The sequence below is a fragment of the Chryseobacterium endophyticum genome, from assembly GCF_056333165.1.
Genome location: NZ_JBWGXE010000002.1, coordinates 495,656 through 514,558 on the forward strand (window position 1 = coordinate 495,656; position 18,903 = coordinate 514,558).

16 protein-coding genes are annotated in these 18,903 nt (G+C 38.8%); 6 read left to right on the top strand and 10 right to left on the bottom strand.

What is annotated here, in order from left to right; translation table 11 throughout:
• Positions 1 to 25 precede the first annotated feature (25 nt).
• On the top strand, positions 26 to 613 hold the full coding sequence (locus AC0N32_RS06655; RefSeq protein WP_476393077.1) for a SanA/YdcF family protein: 588 nt from the start codon (positions 26 to 28) through the stop codon (positions 611 to 613).
• Here the strand turns inward: AC0N32_RS06655 and tamL are convergent.
• Complete coding sequence (gene tamL, locus AC0N32_RS06660) at positions 610 to 3,207, bottom strand: translocation and assembly module lipoprotein TamL (RefSeq protein ID WP_476393078.1); 2,598 nt, start codon at positions 3,205 to 3,207, stop codon at positions 610 to 612. The two genes, AC0N32_RS06655 and tamL, sit on opposite strands and share 4 nt — an antisense overlap.
• Here tamL and AC0N32_RS06665 point away from each other — a divergent pair.
• On the top strand, positions 3,193 to 3,924 hold the full coding sequence (locus AC0N32_RS06665) for a TrmH family RNA methyltransferase (protein ID WP_476393079.1): 732 nt from the start codon (positions 3,193 to 3,195) through the stop codon (positions 3,922 to 3,924). The two genes, tamL and AC0N32_RS06665, sit on opposite strands and share 15 nt — an antisense overlap.
• A 100-nt stretch (positions 3,925 to 4,024) precedes the next feature.
• On the opposite strand, the gene AC0N32_RS06670 is transcribed toward AC0N32_RS06665, so the two are convergent.
• The 5 genes from AC0N32_RS06670 to porQ all read right to left on the bottom strand — a co-directional run bounded on the left by AC0N32_RS06670 (position 4,025) and on the right by porQ (position 7,180).
• On the bottom strand, positions 4,025 to 4,522 hold the full coding sequence (locus AC0N32_RS06670; RefSeq protein WP_476393080.1) for a phosphoribosyl-ATP pyrophosphatase: 498 nt from the start codon (positions 4,520 to 4,522) through the stop codon (positions 4,025 to 4,027).
• A gap of 3 nt (positions 4,523 to 4,525) precedes the next feature.
• Positions 4,526 to 4,834, bottom strand: coding sequence for a phage holin family protein (locus tag AC0N32_RS06675; protein ID WP_476393081.1), 309 nt, complete (start codon positions 4,832 to 4,834; stop codon positions 4,526 to 4,528).
• Between the two features lie 80 nt (positions 4,835 to 4,914).
• Positions 4,915 to 5,262 (bottom strand): YtxH domain-containing protein, encoded by a 348-nt coding sequence (locus AC0N32_RS06680; protein WP_476393082.1) that lies wholly within the window; start codon positions 5,260 to 5,262, stop codon positions 4,915 to 4,917.
• 93 nt (positions 5,263 to 5,355) lie between these two features.
• The gene (cmk, locus tag AC0N32_RS06685; protein WP_476393083.1) at positions 5,356 to 6,030 is read right to left on the bottom strand and encodes a (d)CMP kinase; all 675 of its coding nucleotides are present in this window, start codon (positions 6,028 to 6,030) and stop codon (positions 5,356 to 5,358) included.
• A 157-nt stretch (positions 6,031 to 6,187) separates the two neighbouring features.
• Complete coding sequence (gene porQ, locus AC0N32_RS06690; RefSeq protein ID WP_476393084.1) at positions 6,188 to 7,180, bottom strand: type IX secretion system protein PorQ; 993 nt, start codon at positions 7,178 to 7,180, stop codon at positions 6,188 to 6,190.
• Positions 7,181 to 7,569: 389 nt separating this feature from the next.
• Here porQ and pyrH point away from each other — a divergent pair, with 389 nt between their 5' ends.
• The 3 genes from pyrH (at position 7,570) to frr (ending at position 9,490) form a co-directional block, all read left to right on the top strand.
• Positions 7,570 to 8,277 (top strand): UMP kinase, encoded by a 708-nt coding sequence (gene pyrH / locus AC0N32_RS06695; protein ID WP_476393085.1) that lies wholly within the window; start codon positions 7,570 to 7,572, stop codon positions 8,275 to 8,277.
• 181 nt (positions 8,278 to 8,458) lie between these two features.
• Positions 8,459 to 8,626 carry a bacteriocin-like protein gene (locus AC0N32_RS06700; RefSeq protein WP_476393086.1) on the top strand — a complete coding sequence of 56 codons (168 nt, stop codon included), beginning with the start codon at positions 8,459 to 8,461 and terminating at the stop codon, positions 8,624 to 8,626.
• A 309-nt stretch (positions 8,627 to 8,935) separates the two neighbouring features.
• Positions 8,936 to 9,490 (top strand): ribosome recycling factor, encoded by a 555-nt coding sequence (frr, locus tag AC0N32_RS06705; protein WP_476393087.1) that lies wholly within the window; start codon positions 8,936 to 8,938, stop codon positions 9,488 to 9,490.
• Between the two features lie 51 nt (positions 9,491 to 9,541).
• Here the strand turns inward: frr and AC0N32_RS06710 are convergent, their stop codons facing one another.
• The 4 genes from AC0N32_RS06710 to AC0N32_RS06725 all read right to left on the bottom strand — a co-directional run bounded on the left by AC0N32_RS06710 (position 9,542) and on the right by AC0N32_RS06725 (position 15,136).
• Positions 9,542 to 10,183, bottom strand: a complete 642-nt coding sequence (locus AC0N32_RS06710; RefSeq protein WP_476393088.1) for a hypothetical protein — start codon at positions 10,181 to 10,183, stop codon at positions 9,542 to 9,544.
• 106 nt (positions 10,184 to 10,289) lie between these two features.
• Positions 10,290 to 11,750, bottom strand: a complete 1,461-nt coding sequence (locus AC0N32_RS06715) for an LptF/LptG family permease (RefSeq protein ID WP_476393089.1) — start codon at positions 11,748 to 11,750, stop codon at positions 10,290 to 10,292.
• Between the two features lie 149 nt (positions 11,751 to 11,899).
• The gene (lolA1, locus tag AC0N32_RS06720) at positions 11,900 to 12,547 is read right to left on the bottom strand and encodes an outer membrane lipoprotein periplasmic chaperone LolA1 (RefSeq protein WP_476393090.1); all 648 of its coding nucleotides are present in this window, start codon (positions 12,545 to 12,547) and stop codon (positions 11,900 to 11,902) included.
• Positions 12,548 to 12,619: 72 nt separating this feature from the next.
• Positions 12,620 to 15,136, bottom strand: coding sequence for an FtsK/SpoIIIE family DNA translocase (locus AC0N32_RS06725; RefSeq protein ID WP_476393344.1), 2,517 nt, complete (start codon positions 15,134 to 15,136; stop codon positions 12,620 to 12,622).
• 420 nt (positions 15,137 to 15,556) lie between these two features.
• Between AC0N32_RS06725 and AC0N32_RS06730 the strand changes: the two genes are divergently transcribed.
• Positions 15,557 to 18,802: a cytochrome c biogenesis protein gene (locus AC0N32_RS06730; RefSeq protein ID WP_476393091.1), complete on the top strand. Its 3,246-nt coding sequence runs from the start codon at positions 15,557 to 15,559 to the stop codon at positions 18,800 to 18,802.
• The last annotated feature ends 101 nt before the right edge of the window (positions 18,803 to 18,903 follow it).

Consider the following 18,903-nt stretch of genomic DNA (forward strand, 5'->3'; position numbering starts at 1 on the left):
AATAATTAGAAACATATTTAATCTGATGATTGTATCAGCGGAAATCATAATTCTGCTGATATGTCTCGCCAATGCGTGGGTTTTTGCACTGACGGACGGACGGACTTACAATAAAATCTCCAAAATCCCGCCAAGGGAAGTGGCGCTCGTATTGGGAACTTCGCCGAAAATGAGATCAGGCATGTCAAATCCTTATTTCACCAAAAGAATGGATGCCGCCGCATTGCTTTATCACCATGGAAAAATCAAAAAAATCCTGGTCAGCGGAGAAAAAAGTAAAGGTTATGATGAACCTGCCGCGATGAAAAACTACCTGATTTACCAGGAAGGAGTTCCGGAAGAAATCATCATGGAAGATCCGAAAGGGTTTAATACCTACAGAAGCATTTTACGGTGTAAAGATGTTTATAAAAAAGATAATGTGATTATCGTTTCACAGGGATTTCACAATCTCAGGGCATTGCTTTTTGCCCGGAATAATAATATGAATGCATTGGGATTCGATGCACAGGATGTCACAAAACCTGAAAGTTACTACAGAAACCAGTTCCGGGAAATACTGGCACGAACGGTTGCTGTAGTCTATTTTGCACTGGGAATTTCACCGGACTAGAAAGGATATCCGAACGCGATGTTCAGCGTAGGTTTAAAGGGCTGGAAATATTTCAGTCTCCATCGGTCACCTTCCGGCTTATTCGGGTCATACATTTTATAGGCAAGATCGAGTCTCAGGGTAATGTAGGCTATATTTGCCCTTAATCCGAAACCGCTGCCAATACCGACCTGCTTCAGGAATTTGTTAAATTTAAATTCATCGCCCGATCCGTCGTTGGTGCTTTTCAGAGACCAGATGTTCCCGATATCTGTGAAAAGGGCACCTTCATACGTATCGTTGAAAGGAACCCTGAACTCAACATTGGTCGTAAGTTTCATGTTTTCCGTCATATACGTACGGACTCTCTCGTCAATCTGCGAGCCGGCAGGCCCCAATCCGCCAAAAGGAACCCAGGCTCTTATATCGTTTGCTCCACCATTAAAATACGATCTTATAACAGGCATACTGGAAGAATTTCCATAAGGAATCCCGATACCCAAAAACTGGCGCAGGACTAAGGTGTTATTATTAAACTTAAAATATTTCCTTACATCAAAATCAAATTTCACAAACTGGGCGTAAGGCACCCCGAAAATAGTTCTCTCAGGGCTCGTCAAAACTCCTCCGTCATTTCTTTTCTGATTGAATATGCTGAAAATATTTCCTGCAAGTTCTACTTTTCCGTTAAAATAAAAAGAATTCGGATATTCTTTTTTTCCGATTTCATTGTAGACGAAATTATAAATAAAAGAAGAGATTAAAACATCCTGGGTCTGACGGTCTTTGTTTATCAGGGAACCGACAAACGCAATAAAACGGTCTGCCCCCTGTTGATTAAGCCCAGTCGCGTATTCAGTATCTCGCGTGATAATCCTCGAAACTTCATCTATTGTAAGCTGGCCCGCCTGAAAATCTTGTGCTACAGAAGGTTTAAACGCAAAATAATCACTAAATATTTCACTTCTGATCTCTTCATCATTCACGAAATAATCGTAGTAAGCATCTTTATTTTTGGTTAAACTCAGCTGGGTGTTAAACAAGGTAAGTCTGTGAGAGACTTTATCATTTACCGTAGCGAGATAATTTAAACCGGTATTAAAGTTTACCCTTCCCAAGCCGATATTATTCTGGACCGATGCTCCCAGAACAATCGATGAAGTGGGGCTGTATCTTTTGGGTAATAATTTGTAATAATCGAATGGCAGCAGCAATCTTGGAAAATTCAGGGAAGCCTGTGCAGAAATTTCGTAAGCCAGAACACGGCTGTTGATGTCTTTGGTACTTCTTATCGACCCGAAGGTTCCGGCAAGGCTGGTCGAAAGGTTTTCAGCACCGCCAAAAATATTTCTGGTAGTAAGATCTACAGAGGGAGAAACCCCGAGATTCAGCAGCTGAGAGTAATTGACATCCGTTCCCAGCTTCAGCTCATATTTGGGAAGCGGCTTGAGAACATACATCACATCAATGATGCTGTCATTGGGAGCCGCGCCACCGCCATGTCTTAAAGAGTCTCTTGATTTAAGAATGCTGAAATTATTCATAGCCAGGAGGTTTCTTCTCGTCAGATCAAACTTTTTCTGATCATACACCTGCTTGTTTCCAACCGTAATGGCACGCCACAATGCACGGGAATCGTACTGATTGTTGACCTTATGGAACCGGATCCCTCTTAAACTGTCTTTTTTTGTATTTTTAGGATAATCTCCCATTTCATCTACAATCGCCACATCGATATTTCCTATTGTGGAAACCTTGTAAGGCCTGTCAAGGGAATCTTTATGAATTTCCAGGGTTAAAGGAACCTGCTTTCTGCTTTTAATTGAATCGGCCACAAAATAGATTTCGTCACCAAGATTGTTGAATCTGTAATAACCATAATCCTTCATCAGCTCATTGATCCTGGTCACTTCTTTTTCGAGAACGGTCTGATCCAAGATTTGACCCTGCTTGATGAGACTTTCCTTAATTTTTTGCTGATAAATATTTTTTACTGCCGGATCGGTAATATTATAATAGTATTCCTTAATATAAGTAGGATCTTTATGGGTAATAAAATATGTGACCGCTGCTTTTTTTGCGGCAGAATCGAGATCTTGTTTAAATTTAACTTCCGAATCCCAGTACCCGCGGTAGGTGAGTCTTTTTTCTATTGATTCCGCGCTTTTTTCGGTTCTTGTTTCATCGAGAATTACCGGTGCAGAGCCCCAGCTGTGATACAATCTGTCGAAAAACAGACTTTTACCGACACTGCTTTTCATGTTGTATTTAATGAATAGAGAATCTCTCAGTTTCTGATTTCTCAACTCGTTCGGATACGTCATGTATTCATTCAGAAGGGTATCATACTTAGGATTTGCAGCATTGTAAAGCCATAAACTCAGCGGCATGAAAAGAAACTGCCTTTTATTGGGCTTTTGCTGTACATAATTTTTCAGCTCACCGTCAAAAGGTTCTTTCTTATCTTCAAATTCAAAATTATTTTTTACCAGCAGATATTGCCCGTCAGGGACCTTTTTGGTGGTGCTACAAGCATAAAGGAGACCTACAAATGTTGCAAATGATATAATTTTATAATATTTTTGAGGAGAATTCTTATAATGCTTACAGCTCATACAGTAAAAATTTTACAATCTTTGGATAAAAAGAAGTTCAGACAAAAATACAATTTGTTTTTGGTTGAAGGCAATAAAACCATCACTGAACTTTTTAATTCTAACTTTAAAATTAAAGAAATATTTTCTACCGATCCGCAAAAATTGGACCGTGAAAATATTCCTATAACTCATATTTCTGAAAATGAGTTAAAAAAAATAAGTTTTCTTCAAAATCCGAAAGATTCTGTAGCAGTCTGCCACCTCCATGCTGAAGAAAAAATGCCTGACGCAAAGCTTCAGCTGATATTGGACGGCATCCAGGATCCGGGAAATATGGGAACGATCATACGCCTGGCTGACTGGTTCGGAATCGAGCAGATCATCTGCAGTAAGGATACAGTGGATTTTTATAATCCTAAAGTGATTATGGCTACTATGGGATCATTTACAAGAGTCAATATTGTGTATGAAGATCTTACGGAATATCTCGCGAATACAGAAAATGTAAATATCGGAACGGATATGAATGGCGAAAATATTTACTCTTTCGAAAAACCTGAAAAAATGAATCTTATTTTAGGCAACGAAGGTAATGGGATGCGGGCTGAAACGGAAAAGCTTTTAGAAAAAAGCATCATGATTCCCCGATTCGGAAAATCCCAGTCAACAGAAAGCCTGAATGTTTCCATGGCAGCAGGAATTATCTTAGGACAGCTTTTTAGTGAAAAAAAGTAAGAATAATAGGGCTTGAGCGTGGGAGAGTCATCGAAAATTGATTCATAAGTATTTGAAACCTTATTTCATTTTAAACTCTTAAACACTCCCACTCTCAAACTCATATAAGCTGTTCCATGCTTGAAACGCTTTGATTTTTCTGATAATTTTCCAGTTTTTTCCTGACAAATCGGAGTGCGATCGGCGCGAGATATATCAGTGCTACACCTGCAATTTTTCTTTTCCAGTTTGAGCTTTTAAGGCTTTTCCGCGCATAGTTTCCTACAATGGCTGTCACTCCCAGCTTAATTAATGTATCAACGGCATCGCCCTTGAATGCAGAACTTGCTATACCCATGGCGGTATTTTTACTGATCAGAGCGTCTTTTATTTCGGAAGTAATCTGTTTGGCAATGACATCTTTTCGCAGTACTACCTTCTCATCGCCGTCCTCATCTACTTTTTCCTGAAGATACTGATCTGTCAAACCATTGGTAAATGCACTTAAACTTTCTTTTGTATTTTTGAATGTAAGAAGATCCTCCAATCCTTCGATTTCCTGTTTCAGCAACTTTTTCTTTCTTCTTAACTCTTCTAAGCTTTCATAGTTTCTACCCATAGTTTAGTGATTTAAAAATTTAATAACCTGATCGGCCACATAATTTACGATTTTCTTTTTAAAGACCATGAGGATCATCATGATCAGGAAATAAAATGCCGCTACGATGAGAAACCCGTAAGAAGTGCCTCCGACTGCTTTCCCTATGAGAAAAGCAATCCCGAAATTGAACAGGATAATGAAAAAACCAAAGGCCACCAGCATTAAAACAAGATAAGTAATGACACCGGCTGAAAGGGAAGACTTCTCGGTAGCTTCAATTTTCAGGAGATCAATTCTTTTAGATGCGTATTCTTTAATAGTTTCAATCATTGTTTTTCTTTAAAGTTACAAAAAAAGGAACTTTCGTTTATAAAGTTCCTTCTCATAATTTACCTAAAAAATAAATTATTTTATTGTTTTAGATCGTTCAGTTCAGATTCTACATTTTTTACTACATCTGCAGTTTTAGAAACAATCTGATCTTTGTATTTATCATAACCGTCTTTCACTGTGTGAGCAACGTTACTTGCTGTTTCTTTAAAAGTAGAAGAAATGTTACCATACTGATCTTTTACTTTTTCTGAAACTTCTCCGTATTTATTTTTAGCCTGATCTTTAAGATCATTAGCCTTATCCTTAATTTTTTTTCTGGTTTCTTTACCTTCTTCCGGAGCATAAAGCATTCCTAAAATTACACCTGCTGCAGCACCTGCAAGAAGTCCTGCCAAAATACCCGCTGTATTGTTTTTCTTAGACATTTTTCGTTTTTTTAATAGTTAATAATACTAGTTTTACTTGTGGATATTTGTACAATTAACATACCAAATGAAGGTCAGGTCTATTAAAAAATGTTAAAAATTATTGATATGAGAGAGAATACTGTCTATTGTCTCTTCTTTAGAAAGATGGGTATTATCGATAACGATAGCATCTTCTGCCTGCTTCAGGGGAGCTATTTCCCGCTCACTATCAATCTTATCGCGTATGATAAGGTTTTCCTTCACCTGCGTTTCACTTGCTTCAATACCAAGGCTTACCAGCTCTTCATACCTTCTTTTTGTTCTTTCATCGATACTTGCGGTAAGGAAAAATTTATAGTCCGCATTTGGCAGAACGATGGTCCCGATGTCACGTCCGTCCATAATAATGCCTCCTTTTTCTGCCAATGTGCGCTGTGACTGAAGAAGAAAATCTCTTACTTCTTTCTGTTTTGCGACAAAACTTACATTTTCTGAGACTTCATTGGTTCGGATGGCTTTTGAAATATCGATGTGATTAAGGAAAAGAACCAGTTCGCCTTTGTCATTTTTAAATTCAAGCTCTATCTGATCAAAGGAAGAGAATAATTCCTGGGTATTGATAGTTCCATCTTCATTCAGGCAGTTCTGAAGAGCAAACCAGGTAACGCCCCGGTAGAGTGCTCCAGTATCCAGGTGGATAATTCCCAGCTTCTGGGCAATAATTTTAGATATCGAACTTTTTCCGGTAGACGAGTAGCCGTCGATCGCAATTACAGGTTTTTTCATACTGCAAATTTCAAGAATTTTTCTCAAAAATCAAGAAACCCTAAGACATTTCTTAAGGTTTCTGTTTTATTTTAAATTAACTTGTTTAAACTTAAAATTTTATGATGCAATTTCCTGCATTTCCCAGTATTATCAAGCGGATGACTTATTGGTTAAGTTAATATCCTGCGTGACTTGTAAGATCTACGGAAACACCGATCTGATTGACATTTGAAGAATTGTGGTAACGCACATGCGCATAGTCGATACGGAATTTTGACAATTTAATTCCGAATCCTGCAGAAAGACCTGAGAAATTCCTCTGATCTGCGACAGCCAGTTCATTTCCTCTTTTAACATTATAGCCGAGCCTGATATTGAATCCTTTTTCCGGGAACAATTCGGCACCGACAGAGAAATGGTCGGCAATTTTCCTTCCCACATTTACTTCCTGGCCATTGACATTATACTGAGAAGAAATATCAAAATCCTGAAGATCATGAGCGGTAATGGTGATCGCTAATGGGATTGCCTTTAAAATTCTGGTATACCCTAAATCTATTCTGAAAGGCAGATTTTCCCTGGTTCCGTTAAACGATTTGAACTGATATCCAAAGTTCCTGAATACTAAAGAAGCGGTCTCTTTATTCTTTTTATTATGATAGGTAACACCTGCATTTCCTGAAATGGCAGAAGAGGTATAATTGTCGATTTTGGAAGTGATGAAGTTCAGTCCGCCGCCGATGGTCCAGTCTTCTTCAAACTGGTAAGCATATCCTGCCCCGATAGCGACATCAGATGCTTTGAAGGTTCCGTTCTCAAAACCGCTTTCATCAGTTCTTGGAATATCTCCGTAACTCATATAGCGGGCGTTGATCGTCGCCATATGCCCGTTTTCGAAATCTCTGGCATACGCTATGGTTCCGTACTTCGAATCAGCAAGGTAGGCGGCAGCATTAACGGAGAGCTGATTATCAGAATCCCTGTTCAGCAATGCGGGGTTTGCAATAGCAAAGGAAACATCATGATCTCTTACAGAAATAGCATCGCCGCCCAATGCGGCCTGTCTTGCAGATACAGGAATGTTGAGAAACGGGTAAACGTTTGTCCCTGTTTGTGCATAAGAAACAACTCCTGACAGAAATAATGAAAAAATGACAATTTTCTTCAATTCAGTTTATTATTAATGCAAAAATAATCCTTTTTCGTACTTTTCAAAATATTTCTTATATTATTTATAGGTAAATCGTTGAGTTTTGTGAAAATCGTGGTTTTTACCCATACAGATTTGAAACGATATCCTTTCTGGTTGCAGGTCGCAAAGCTATTGCAAAAAAAAATAATTTGACAACCTTATCACAGATTTCTGAAAAGCTGTCGGATATGTCTTAATATAAATCAAATTTTGTCGGTAAAATCATAGGAGAGAAGCCCTTAAAAACAGCTTACAGTACAAGATCTAAAAATTTAATCAAGAATTAAAAATCAACCTTATTAATGATTATATTTGCAAAGTCAAATTTCTGACAACAAACGGAATAAAATTATTTAAAAATAAAGATGAAATATAAAAGAATCCTTCTGAAACTTAGTGGTGAAGCCTTAATGGGAAACAGACAATATGGTATTGACAATGAAAGGCTTCAGGAATACGCAGCTGAGATTAAACAGGTCGTGGATAAAGGCTGTGAAGTTGCCATTGTAATCGGAGGAGGAAATATTTTCCGTGGTGTAGCCGGAGCGGCAAAAGGTATGGACCGTGTACAGGGAGATTATATGGGGATGCTTGCCACTGTAATCAATGGTATGGCATTGCAGGGTGCTCTTGAAGACGCGGGCATTAAAACCAGGCTTCAGTCGGCCATTGAAATGGATAAAGTTGCTGAACCTTTCATCAAAAGAAGAGCCGTAAGACATCTTGAAAAGGGCAGGGTAGTGATCTTTGGGGCCGGAACCGGAAATCCGTATTTTACCACCGATACTGCAGCTACATTGAGAGCTATCGAAATCGGCGCTGATGTTATCCTGAAAGGAACAAGAGTAGACGGTATCTACGACAGTGATCCTGAAAAAAACGTAAATGCTGTAAAATACAATTCTTTGTCTTTTGACGAAGTATATGCTAAAAACCTTAAAGTGATGGATATGACTGCATTTACTTTAAGCCACGAAAACAAACTGCCGATCATTGTTTTTGATATGAATAAAGAAGGAAATCTTGAAAAAATCGTAGACGGAGAGAATGTAGGTACTCTGGTTGATTTGTAACATAGAGTTTACCAAAAACCTTAAAGATAATTGCCCGATTATGAGTTGAAAAGCTGATAATCGGGCATTTTTTTAGTTCAAACATCTCAAAATATACCTCTGAATGAAAATATCTGGAAATTTATATCTCTGTAAAGAGAAATTTATTATATTTGAATTACAATCAACTAAAGTATTCATTATGAAAAATTTAAGAAAATTACCAAAGAAAGAACTGAAGACCATTCAGGGTGGAAGGCCGCCGCTGGGATGTAATGACTGGAATCAGTTAAAAGGTTGCTGCAGATCCTGGGATGAAGGTTACTGTGGAAACAATACCTGCCCGGATTCACCACCACCACTTTGCTAAGACTACAAAGCTCCACTGTCACAAGACTCTGGAGCTTATTTTTGCAAATTAATATAAGGTTGATTAATGAAAAAACTCAAGACTTGTCATTTTTCATACGATTTATTTTATAGACAAAAATTAAAACCGTTTATTTTAATTTTTTTAGCGACCATAGCATTTTCCGGATATTTTACTATCTTTGGGAGCGGTAAAAAATAGTAGAAAAACAGTAAAAAACGATCAGGTAATTCAGATTTTGAGTATCGTATTTTACTGATAATCAAACACTATTTGAAAATGTGTAACTTATCAAATTTTTATTATATAATGGAAGAATTAGATCTTATAGTAGAGTCTGTACAGCATGATATGGAAGCAGCTGTAAAGCACCTGGATCATGCATTTCAAAGAATCAGAGCGGGACGTGCGTCTACGAATATGGTTCAGGATGTAATGGTAGAATATTACGGAGCCATGACTCCCATCAATCAGGTTGCCAACGTTTCTATTCCGGATGCCATGACAATTTCTATTCAGCCCTGGGATTCTAAAGCGATTAATGATATTGAAAAAGCGATCATCAATTCAAATCTTGGCTTTGCCCCTTCCAATAATGGAATCAATATCATCCTTAATGTACCGCCATTAACGGAAGAAAGAAGAAAAGAGCTGGCAAAACAGGCAAAAGCTGAAACCGAAGATACAAAAGTGGTTGTAAGAAACGCAAGACAAAACGGTCTGAAAGAGCTTAAAAAGTTAGACGGTATTTCCGAAGATCTTGTTAAAGGAATCGAAGCGGATATTCAGGTTCTTACGGACAAGTATGTGAAGATCTGCGACGAACATCTGAAAGTAAAAGAAGCTGAAATTATGAAAGTATAATTTTCAGATCTTTTTTAAATAATAAAGCGGCTTTTGAGGCCGCTTTCTGTTTTAGAGACATCCAAGATCTCCTTTCTTATTTTTATTTTTCATAATACGTTCATACTGCTGCATATATTCTGAAATATCGCATTTCGTTTCCCTATTAGGCACGCTGTTGGGGTCCTGATTGTTTCCTTTCGATCTTATCGAATAATTCTTCTCAAAGCACTGAACAGCCTTACCCTGCAAAATATAAATTCTTTTTTCTTTAATATCATCTTTTGTTTCAGCCTTTTCGGGAGTACCGCCTTCATCAAAATTCCATACGGTTTCATCATTAAAAATGAAAAATACCTGGTCATCTTTCACAAAATATTTGGTGAAGCTTGAAAAATGACTGTGTTCAGCGTAGAAATCTTTTACCATTTTAAGTTTTTTATTCTGGTAATACAAAGTGACTTCACCTTCTCTTTCGTTACAGTAATAATTAAATGTGGTTGAATCCAGTTTTTTTGAGTCCACCAGACCACTGATGACCGCATATTCTTTTTTGATATCAGCAATAGTTTTGATAGAGTCATTCTTAATGCTATCAGGTTCCTGCACAGTGCTTAAACTATCATTCTTTTCATTGGGAGGCAGAGACCTTGTTTTTTCTTCTTTACACGAGAGGAAGAAAAGGAAACTCAGGCTTAATAGGGCAATTTTCATATTTTGAGAATTTGGTTATTTAATGCAAACAAAAAATATGCAACACCTTTATGAATATGGCAAAAAAAAGACCCGGAAGTTCCGGATCTTTTTGATATTGTTTTTATTACTGATATCTTTTATGTTCTTCTTTTTTAACAAATAATCTGGTTATCGGTTTAAAGAGAGCCTTATACTTTTCAGCATCAAACAGCTGAGAATCTGTCAGAGCCTTATAGGTCATCCAGATTCCAAAAGGGAAGAGGACCAGATTTGGAATCCAGGCAGCGAGATACGGATTTAATTTTCCGGACCACGCCATATTTTCTGTTCCTACGCTCATGACATAGAATATAATGAAAATAACAATCGCAATGATCACCGGAAGCCCCATGCCTCCCTTCCTGATAATCGATCCGAGACTTGCCCCGATCAGGAAGAAAATGATACACGTGAAAGAATAAGTCACGATTTTCTGCTGATAAATCACCACTTTACTGTAATACTTTACACCGGGATCGATCTCATTATTTTTTGCTTCCAAAGTGGCCTTAAGATTATCCAGTCTGCTGTAAGCATTGTTGATGATTTCAAGTTTTTTTTCACCTTTTACGGTATCAAGCTTTAAAATCTGCTTTGGCTTAACCTTCGATTTGTTCTGCTTCGCGTCCATATAGGTCATGATCGAATTGGTCTGATTCAGGACATCATTATTGACATTGGTGAAAAATTTATCATTATCTTTTTTTGTCTGATCGATCGTCTTGTTTAGCTGGTTGAATGTCTCAAAACGGTAGTCGTCCGTGATTTTCTCTTCCTCAATCGCTTTATTGATGATATCACTTACATCGAAGTGGGAAGTCAGGGAATCAAATTTAATAGCCTGGTCGGGTTGTTTCAAACGGACATTTTCGGGTTTTCCCGCAAAATTATCTTCGTAAACATAGCCGTTATACAGAATAAGTTTAAGGTAATTCTTATTCGCAGCCGGAACAAATTTTCCTTTTTCGGCTACAATAGAACGCTGATTATCGAATGTTGTCGATTTTTTATGAATAAAAACCCCTTCAATATTTTCTCCGTTTTCTCCTGTAATTTTGTCAAATTTCACCATATAACCGGGGATCTGATCGATAAATTGCCCGGGGGTGAAATTCAGTGCGGGTTTGGTCTGTGCAATATTAAAGAGCATATTTTTGGCCTTCCGCTGAAAATCGGGAATGATATTGTTAGAGAAAAAATAAAGCATGATCGAAAGAACGATCGTTACGCCAAGCAACGGGAGCATTACCCTGGTCAGGGAAATCCCTGCCGCTTTCATCGCCGCAAGTTCGTACCGCTCCCCGAATTCTCCGAAAGACATGATACTGGCGAGCAGAATGGTAAGTGGCAATACCAAGCTGATAACACTTACCCCAAGATAAAAAAGAAGTTTCAGGATCTGGAAGCTGGTGAGCCCTTTTCCCATAAACTGCCCCAACTGAACCCAGATGATATTCACAATAAATATGAAAAACAGCACGCTGAATATAAAGAAAAACGGTCCAAAGAAAGTTTTTATGATATATCGGTCTAGTATTTTTAACATTTGCCAAAATTAATGAAAAAGCCACAAAGTTTCCTTTGCAGCTTTTATATTTTATGAAATTTTTATAATCCGTAATGATGTCTGTTTTAAAAACTGTAATTATCTGAAAGACAGAAACGAGAAGCTTTAAAACTTAACCATTACAACATTTAAAGTTCTGTGATCAGATAATTTTTATACTTGCTCTTGTCAAAAACAAACATTCCCGGATCCAGATTCTGGTTTTCTTTGTATTCTTTTATGGCAATTACGGCTACATCTTTATTGTTGCCGTGCTGTTCAAGCTTTACCATCTGCTTTTTCGCAGAATCAACGAAAAGATAGACATACTGTATTCCGTTCGCTTTCACGGGTGTCAGCTTTATAAAATCCGTACTTACGCCATTGACATTTTTCTTGCCGCCGTAAGTGACATTATAATCATTTCTGTAGGTAGAAAGATAGTTGATAGGGGAGAACATCGAGCCGCTTCCGTTCGGTTTGGCTACCGTTACTTCCATATCTTCCGTATTGATGTTATAGATTTTGCTGCCGTCAAAAATCTGTTCGGTTTCCATGATCTTTAGCTTGTACTTATCGCCGGCAGAATAATAAATCCCAGGTTCCGTTTTCGAAACCTGTCCGTTGGTTCCCGTTCCGAAGGAGAATTTAAAATAAGAATTTTTCTTGGAATTATAGTTTGCAGTGACATCATCCAATATTTTTTTGGCCTTTGCATCAATTTTCTGCGCGTTGGTAAAGATTGCTGCTCCCACAACCAGACTGCTTACTATAATTTTTGAAACCATATTTTTCATTTTATTTAAATCTTTTAATCTTTAGACATTTCCAAAAGCTGAAAGTTAAACTGAAACCTCGTGTTCTTCTTTTCAGCTGCGCAAATCTTCCAAAAACTGTTCCAAAGAATGAAGATCACTGATAAGGACTTCCCTTGCTTTTGCACCGTTGAATCCTCCAACGATTCCGCTCGCTTCAAGCTGGTCCATAATTCTTCCTGCCCGGTTGTATCCAAGTTTCAATTGACGCTGAAGCATCGAAGTAGAACCCTGTTGCGTGGAAACGATAATTCGGGCTGCCTCCTCAAATAAAGCATCTTTTTCATTGGGATCAAAAGATCCTACACTGCTTGCAGAATCTTCAGAAACATATTCAGGAAGAATAAAGGCTGAAGCATATCCTTTTTGCTCACCGATATATTCTGCCAGTCTTTCCACTTCCGGAGTATCTACAAAGGCACATTGAAGCCTTAAGATTTCATTTCCGTTAAAGTAAAGCATATCTCCTTTCCCGATCAGCTGGTCTGCTCCCGGAGAATCCAGGATGGTTCTGGAATCCACACTTGAAATCACACGGAATGCCGCTCTCGCCGGGAAATTCGCTTTGATCATCCCGGTAATTACGTTTACCGAAGGTCTTTGTGTAGCGACGATCAGGTGAATCCCTACCGCTCTGGCCAGCTGGGCAAGTCTGGCTATCGGAAGTTCAACTTCTTTTCCGGCGGTCATGATAAGGTCTGCAAATTCATCAACGACCAAAACGATATAAGGAAGGTAACGATGGCCGTTTTCAGGATTCAGCTTACGTTCTGCAAATTTTTTATTGTATTCCTTTAAATTTTTACAGAATGCGTTTTTTAGCAGGTCGTATCTCGTATCCATTTCGATACAAAGGGAATTCAGCGTATTAATTACTTTATTGGTATCGGTAATTATGGCTTCTTCCGCATCAGGAAGTTTTGCCAGATAATGCCTTTCTATTTTTGAATATAATGAAAGTTCTACCTTTTTAGGGTCTACCATCACGAATTTCAGTTCGCTCGGATGTTTTTTGTAAAGCAGGGAGGTTAAAATCGCGTTGATCCCTACCGATTTTCCCTGTCCCGTGGCTCCGGCCATCAGTAAGTGAGGCATTTTTGAAAGATCGGCCATGAAAATTTCATTCGAAATGGTTTTCCCGAAAACGACCGGAAGATCCATATCCGTATTCTGGAACTTTTGAGAAGCTATTACCGAACGCATCGAAACCATGGTAGGATTCTTTCTCGGAACTTCAATCCCGATCGTCCCTTTTCCCGGCATCGGAGCAATAATACGGATTCCCAACGCCGAAAGGTTCAGCGCAATATCATCCTGAAGTTTTTTAATGGCAGCTACACGAATTCCCGCTTCAGGCACGATCTCGTACAAAGTTACCGTTGGGCCGATGGTCGCTTTGATTTCAGCAATTCCTACATTAAAGTTTTTCAGTAACCCGACGATCTTATTTTTATTTTCTTCTAATTCTTCTTTGTTAATAGAGATTTCTTCGTTTCCGTAATCTTTCAGAAGTTCAACAGTCGGCATCTGGAAATTGGCAAGATCCAGTTTATGATCGTACAAACCGTGCTTTTCCACCAGCTCCTGGGATTTTTTGTCAGAATCATCCAGGATATCAATCACAGGAGCAACTTCAACTTTAAATTTGATATCATCTTCTTTTGCCACAGCTGTAGAAGTCACAGGATTCATATCAAAAGCCTGTTCAGGGCTTGAAACTGGAACCGATGGCTTAGGACTTAAGTTCAAGTGCAGTGAGGTTGAAAAATCGTTTTTTTCTTCAAAAGAAGTCTGGTTGGGAGTGACAATTGTTTCAGCATCCGAAACAGGCAGCACTTCAATCGAGCCATTCTCTTTTTTGGGTTTTACCGTTTCCGTAACGGTAATTTTTGAAGGATCGATTTCAGGTGCCTGAGCTTCTTCAACAAGCTCATCATCAGCTTCAAAGTTTTCATCGGAATTCGGCATCATCGATTTTACCCTTCCGATTGTATTTTCATTGATATCGTTAAGCTTCGATCTAATAGAACTCGGACGAAGATTAAATTCTAAAATAAAATAAAGGGCAATACTGGACACCAATACAAGCCAAAGCCCGACGGTACCAATGATTGCATTCATAGAATCCATTATCTGATAACCGTATACGCCACTCAGGACACCTTGTCCCTTGGTAACAGCGCCAAATAAAATAGGAAGCCAGCAGATAAAGAACAGAGAATGCCCCACAGTTTTCCAGGGCTTGAACATTTTCTTTTTAAGAATAACGGTCCCGAAGACCAAAAACAAAAAAGCAATAATAAACGAAGCCACTCCGATACTTTCGAAAATAAAGATATTCCCAAGCCAGTCACCCAGTTTGCCGAACAGATTGGAAGATTTAATGCTTTTGTCGAGCATGGTTCCCGCCTGGCTCTGATCTGCTTTCCAGTTCATCAGATATGAAACGAAAGAAAACGTAAGAACTACGGAAAAAAGAATGAATGTGAGCCCGAAGAACACCCTCGGCTTCGATAAAAGTTTGCCTTTTTCAGGCGATTCCTGCTGTTTTTTTTGTGTGTTTTTATCCATAATATGTTGTGGCAAATTTAATGTTTTTAGGCATTAAAAAAGTGTGTTTGCTTAAAAAGAAAATTTAATTTTTAAAGAGAAAATCATTCACCCGGATGTCGATTTCCAAGACTAAAATATTTAAAATAATTTAAAAATGATTTAATTTTTTAATCTGTTTTTTTCTTAAACGAAAACTGTAACGAAAGCCTTTTCCCTGTGATAAGTCCAACAATTTTAATTAAATATTTCATCATGATGAAATTTACCGTAAGATTCGGAAAGCATCAGCCCGCACCGTTGATTTTTTCTCAATAAAATTATTATTATTAAGAATCTTTAAAAATAACCTTTATCCGGCCTAAAGTGATAAAAAACAGCTTTTTTTAACGTCTTTGTAGTTTATCATCCTTATTTTTGCCTATCAAGTATATATATATCATGAAGAAGATCCAGGATATTCTTATCTCGACCAGAACAATGGCTGTGTTGTTGCTGGTGTACGCATTTGCGATGGCTTATGCAACGTTCTTAGAAAACGACTATGGAACTCCCACAGCAAAAGCATTAATTTATGAAGCATGGTGGTTTGAATTGATCATGCTCCTTCTTATTCTCAATTTCATCGGAAATATCGGAAGATACAGACTCTGGAAAAGAGAAAAATGGCCCGTACTGGTTTTTCACCTTGCCTTTGTACTTATCTTCATTGGAGGTGCCATTACACGTTACATCAGTTTTGAAGGAACCATGCACATCAGGGAAGGGGAAACTTCCAATGAAATCGTAACCGACAAAAATTTCCTGAAAGTACAGATCGAGGAAAAGGGCGATATTCTTAATTACAAGGATGTTCCGTATCTAATGTCTCCTTTGCACAAAGATTTGCAGGCCACGTATGATTTCCACGGAAAAGAAGTAAAAGTCTTGGCTAAAGAGTATGTCCAAAGAAAAAAAGACAGCCTCCTTGCAGATCATAATGGCGCAGAATACCTTCACCTGGTATCGACCGGACAAACCGGAAGACAGAATATCTTCATCAAACCCGGAGAAACCAAGTCGATCAACGGAACGTTGGTTACTTTCAACAGACCGATCGAAGGAGCCGTGGAATTCAAAAACGAAGGCGGAAAATTATTCATTAAGACGCCTGTTGACGCCAGTTATATGACCATGGCCACACAAGCTACAGGCAGTACAAAAAAAGACGAGTTTCAACCGCTGGTTTTAAGAAGTTTATATTCCATTAACGAGCTTAAACTGGTTGTTCCTGAAGGTCTTAAGAAAGGAAAACTAATAGCGATTGAAGGCGACCGGAAGAAAGACCAGGCGGTACCTGATATGCTTACGGTTGAAATCCAGGGCCCTAAAACCAAGCAGCTCGTAGATCTTTCCGTTGAGAAAGGAAACCCGAATGCCTACAAACAGGTGACCATGGACGGACTGAACATTATGATCGGTTTCGGCCCGAAAATTTACAATACGCCGTTTTCTTTAAAATTAGATGATTTCATCATGGAAACCTATCCGGGAAGCTCATCCCCAAGTGCGTATGAAAGCCATATTAAAATCATTGATGAAGGGAAACAGACTCCTTTCAAAATTTATATGAACCACGTTTTAAACCATAAAGGATACCGTTTCTTCCAGTCGAGTTTTGACCCGGACAGAATGGGAACCGTGCTTTCCGTAAACCATGATTTCTGGGGGACACTGATCTCTTATATCGGGTATACTTTCTTATTCGGAGGCATGTTCTTTATGTTCTTCTGGAAGGGAACTCATTTCTGGAAATTAAACAAAATGCTGAAAGACGTCAATAAAAAAAGAGCGGCAACCGTACTTTTACTGCTGTTAAGTTTCGGTCTTAATGCTCAGAAAATTGACACCCACGGAACCACCGATGGCAGCAAAGAGCACATCCACGCGGAAGGAGACGGCCACAATCACGCGCCTGCACCTGAAACGGTTCAGCCACAAGGTGCACAGCCTTTTACAAAAATGAAAACGGTTTCGGCAGACGAGATCATCGCCCGAAACAAAATAGATAAAGAGCATGCGGATAAATTCGGGTATCTCCTGGTTCAGAATTTTGAGGGACGAATTGTACCGATCAACACCCAGGCGCTTGATGTTTTAAGAAAACTATACAAAAAAGACGAATTTAAAGGAACCGATGGAAAATCGCTTACTGCAAATCAGTGGTTTTTATCCGTAAACATCGACACACCGAGCTGGACAATGGTTCCGATGATTAAGGTAGGTACAAAAGGAGGCGATGAACTGCAGAAAAAAACAAAAGCAGATGAGGAAGGATATACTTCCCTGATGAATCTTTTCCCTGCAGATGCCAACGGAAACCTGAAATATATCCTTGAAAGCGATTATAATACGGCATTCCGTAAAAAAGCATCCGAACAGACCAACTATGACAAGGAAGTGATTGCAGTGAATGAAAGAGTTCAGATTTTCAACGAATTTTTCAGCGGCCAGTTTATGAGAATTGTCCCGGTAAAGAACGATGCCAATCATACATGGCACTCATGGCTGGACCAGAAGATGGAGCCGGATACCGAATCCCAGCAGGTAATGGGGCCTTATTTCGCAGAAGTTTTACAGGCTGAAAAATCCGGAAATTGGTCAAAGGCCGATACGGAGCTGGCTAAACTGTCAGAATATCAGCAGAAATGGGGCAAAGCTGTAGTACCTGCCAAATCCAAAGTTGATCTTGAAGTTTTCATGAATAAAGTGAATATCAATTTCAAGTTATTGATCTTCTACACAATTATAGGCGGACTTCTCCTGATCTTAGGTTTTGTGGAATTATTCAGGTCTAATAAAAATTTAAAGAAAATAATTAAGGCGGTTATTGTCATTGGTGCTGTAGGGTATGTATTCCATTTCCTTGGTCTGATCGCCAGATGGTATATTTCCGGTCACGCGCCGTGGAGTAACGGGTACGAAGCGATCATCTTTATCTCGTGGGTGGGTATTTCGGCAGGTTTATTCCTGTACAGAAACTCGAACGCTTTAATTCCTGCGGCCGGATTTATGGTAGCTGTTATTATGATGGGATTTGCACATGGAGGCTCGGCTCTTGATCCACAGATTACGCCGCTTGTTCCTGTATTGAAATCTTATTGGCTTATCGTACACGTTGCGATCATCACCTCCAGTTACGGTTTCTTCGCATTATCGATGATTATCGCGGTGATCAGTTTGGTGTTTTATATTATTTCCAATAAAGACACGCATAAGATTCACCATGATACCACACTGAAGGAACTTGCGATCGTTTCCGAAATGTCCCTCACCATCGGTTTATTTGCCCTTACTGTAGGAAACTTCTTGGGAGGAATCTGGGCCAACGAATCATGGGGAAGATACTGGAGCTGGGACCCTAAAGAAACCTGGGCATTCATCTCAATTATGGTCTATGCGTTTGTTCTTCACATGAGACTGGTTCCGGGCTTACGAAGCAGATGGGCATTCCATGTAGCGACGATGTTTGCTTTCTGTTCGATGGTAATGACCTATTTTGGGGTAAATTATTACCTGAGCGGTCTTCACTCTTATGCAGCAGGAGATCCGGTTCCGGTTCCGGCATGGGTGTATATAGGCCTTTCAGTAATGCTTGCTTTAGCGATTGCATCTTTCGTTAAATTTAAAATGCTGATAAAAAAATAGATTTCATTCATTATAAAACAGAATCCCGGGAATTGGTTTTCCGGGATTTTTTTTGTTAAATTAAATCATCTGTTAAAATGCATCAGCGAAGTATATATGGG

Excerpts from the sequence above, each read along its gene's own strand:
- AC0N32_RS06655 (WP_476393077.1), top strand. The coding sequence starts at position 26 with ATGATTGTATCAGCGGAAATCATAATTCTGCTGATATGTCTCGCCAAT.
- AC0N32_RS06665 (WP_476393079.1), top strand. The coding sequence starts at position 3,193 with ATGCTTACAGCTCATACAGTAAAAATTTTACAATCTTTGGATAAAAAG.
- tamL (WP_476393078.1), bottom strand. The coding sequence starts at position 3,207 with ATGAGCTGTAAGCATTATAAGAATTCTCCTCAAAAATATTATAAAATT.
- AC0N32_RS06670 (WP_476393080.1), bottom strand. The coding sequence starts at position 4,522 with ATGGGTAGAAACTATGAAAGCTTAGAAGAGTTAAGAAGAAAGAAAAAG.
- AC0N32_RS06675 (WP_476393081.1), bottom strand. The coding sequence starts at position 4,834 with ATGATTGAAACTATTAAAGAATACGCATCTAAAAGAATTGATCTCCTG.
- AC0N32_RS06680 (WP_476393082.1), bottom strand. The coding sequence starts at position 5,262 with ATGTCTAAGAAAAACAATACAGCGGGTATTTTGGCAGGACTTCTTGCA.
- cmk (WP_476393083.1), bottom strand. The coding sequence starts at position 6,030 with ATGAAAAAACCTGTAATTGCGATCGACGGCTACTCGTCTACCGGAAAA.
- pyrH (WP_476393085.1), top strand. The coding sequence starts at position 7,570 with ATGAAATATAAAAGAATCCTTCTGAAACTTAGTGGTGAAGCCTTAATG.
- AC0N32_RS06700 (WP_476393086.1), top strand. The coding sequence starts at position 8,459 with ATGAAAAATTTAAGAAAATTACCAAAGAAAGAACTGAAGACCATTCAG.
- frr (WP_476393087.1), top strand. The coding sequence starts at position 8,936 with ATGGAAGAATTAGATCTTATAGTAGAGTCTGTACAGCATGATATGGAA.
- AC0N32_RS06710 (WP_476393088.1), bottom strand. The coding sequence starts at position 10,183 with ATGAAAATTGCCCTATTAAGCCTGAGTTTCCTTTTCTTCCTCTCGTGT.
- AC0N32_RS06715 (WP_476393089.1), bottom strand. The coding sequence starts at position 11,750 with ATGTTAAAAATACTAGACCGATATATCATAAAAACTTTCTTTGGACCG.
- lolA1 (WP_476393090.1), bottom strand. The coding sequence starts at position 12,547 with ATGAAAAATATGGTTTCAAAAATTATAGTAAGCAGTCTGGTTGTGGGA.
- AC0N32_RS06725 (WP_476393344.1), bottom strand. The coding sequence starts at position 15,136 with ATGGATAAAAACACACAAAAAAAACAGCAGGAATCGCCTGAAAAAGGC.
- AC0N32_RS06730 (WP_476393091.1), top strand. The coding sequence starts at position 15,557 with ATGAAGAAGATCCAGGATATTCTTATCTCGACCAGAACAATGGCTGTG.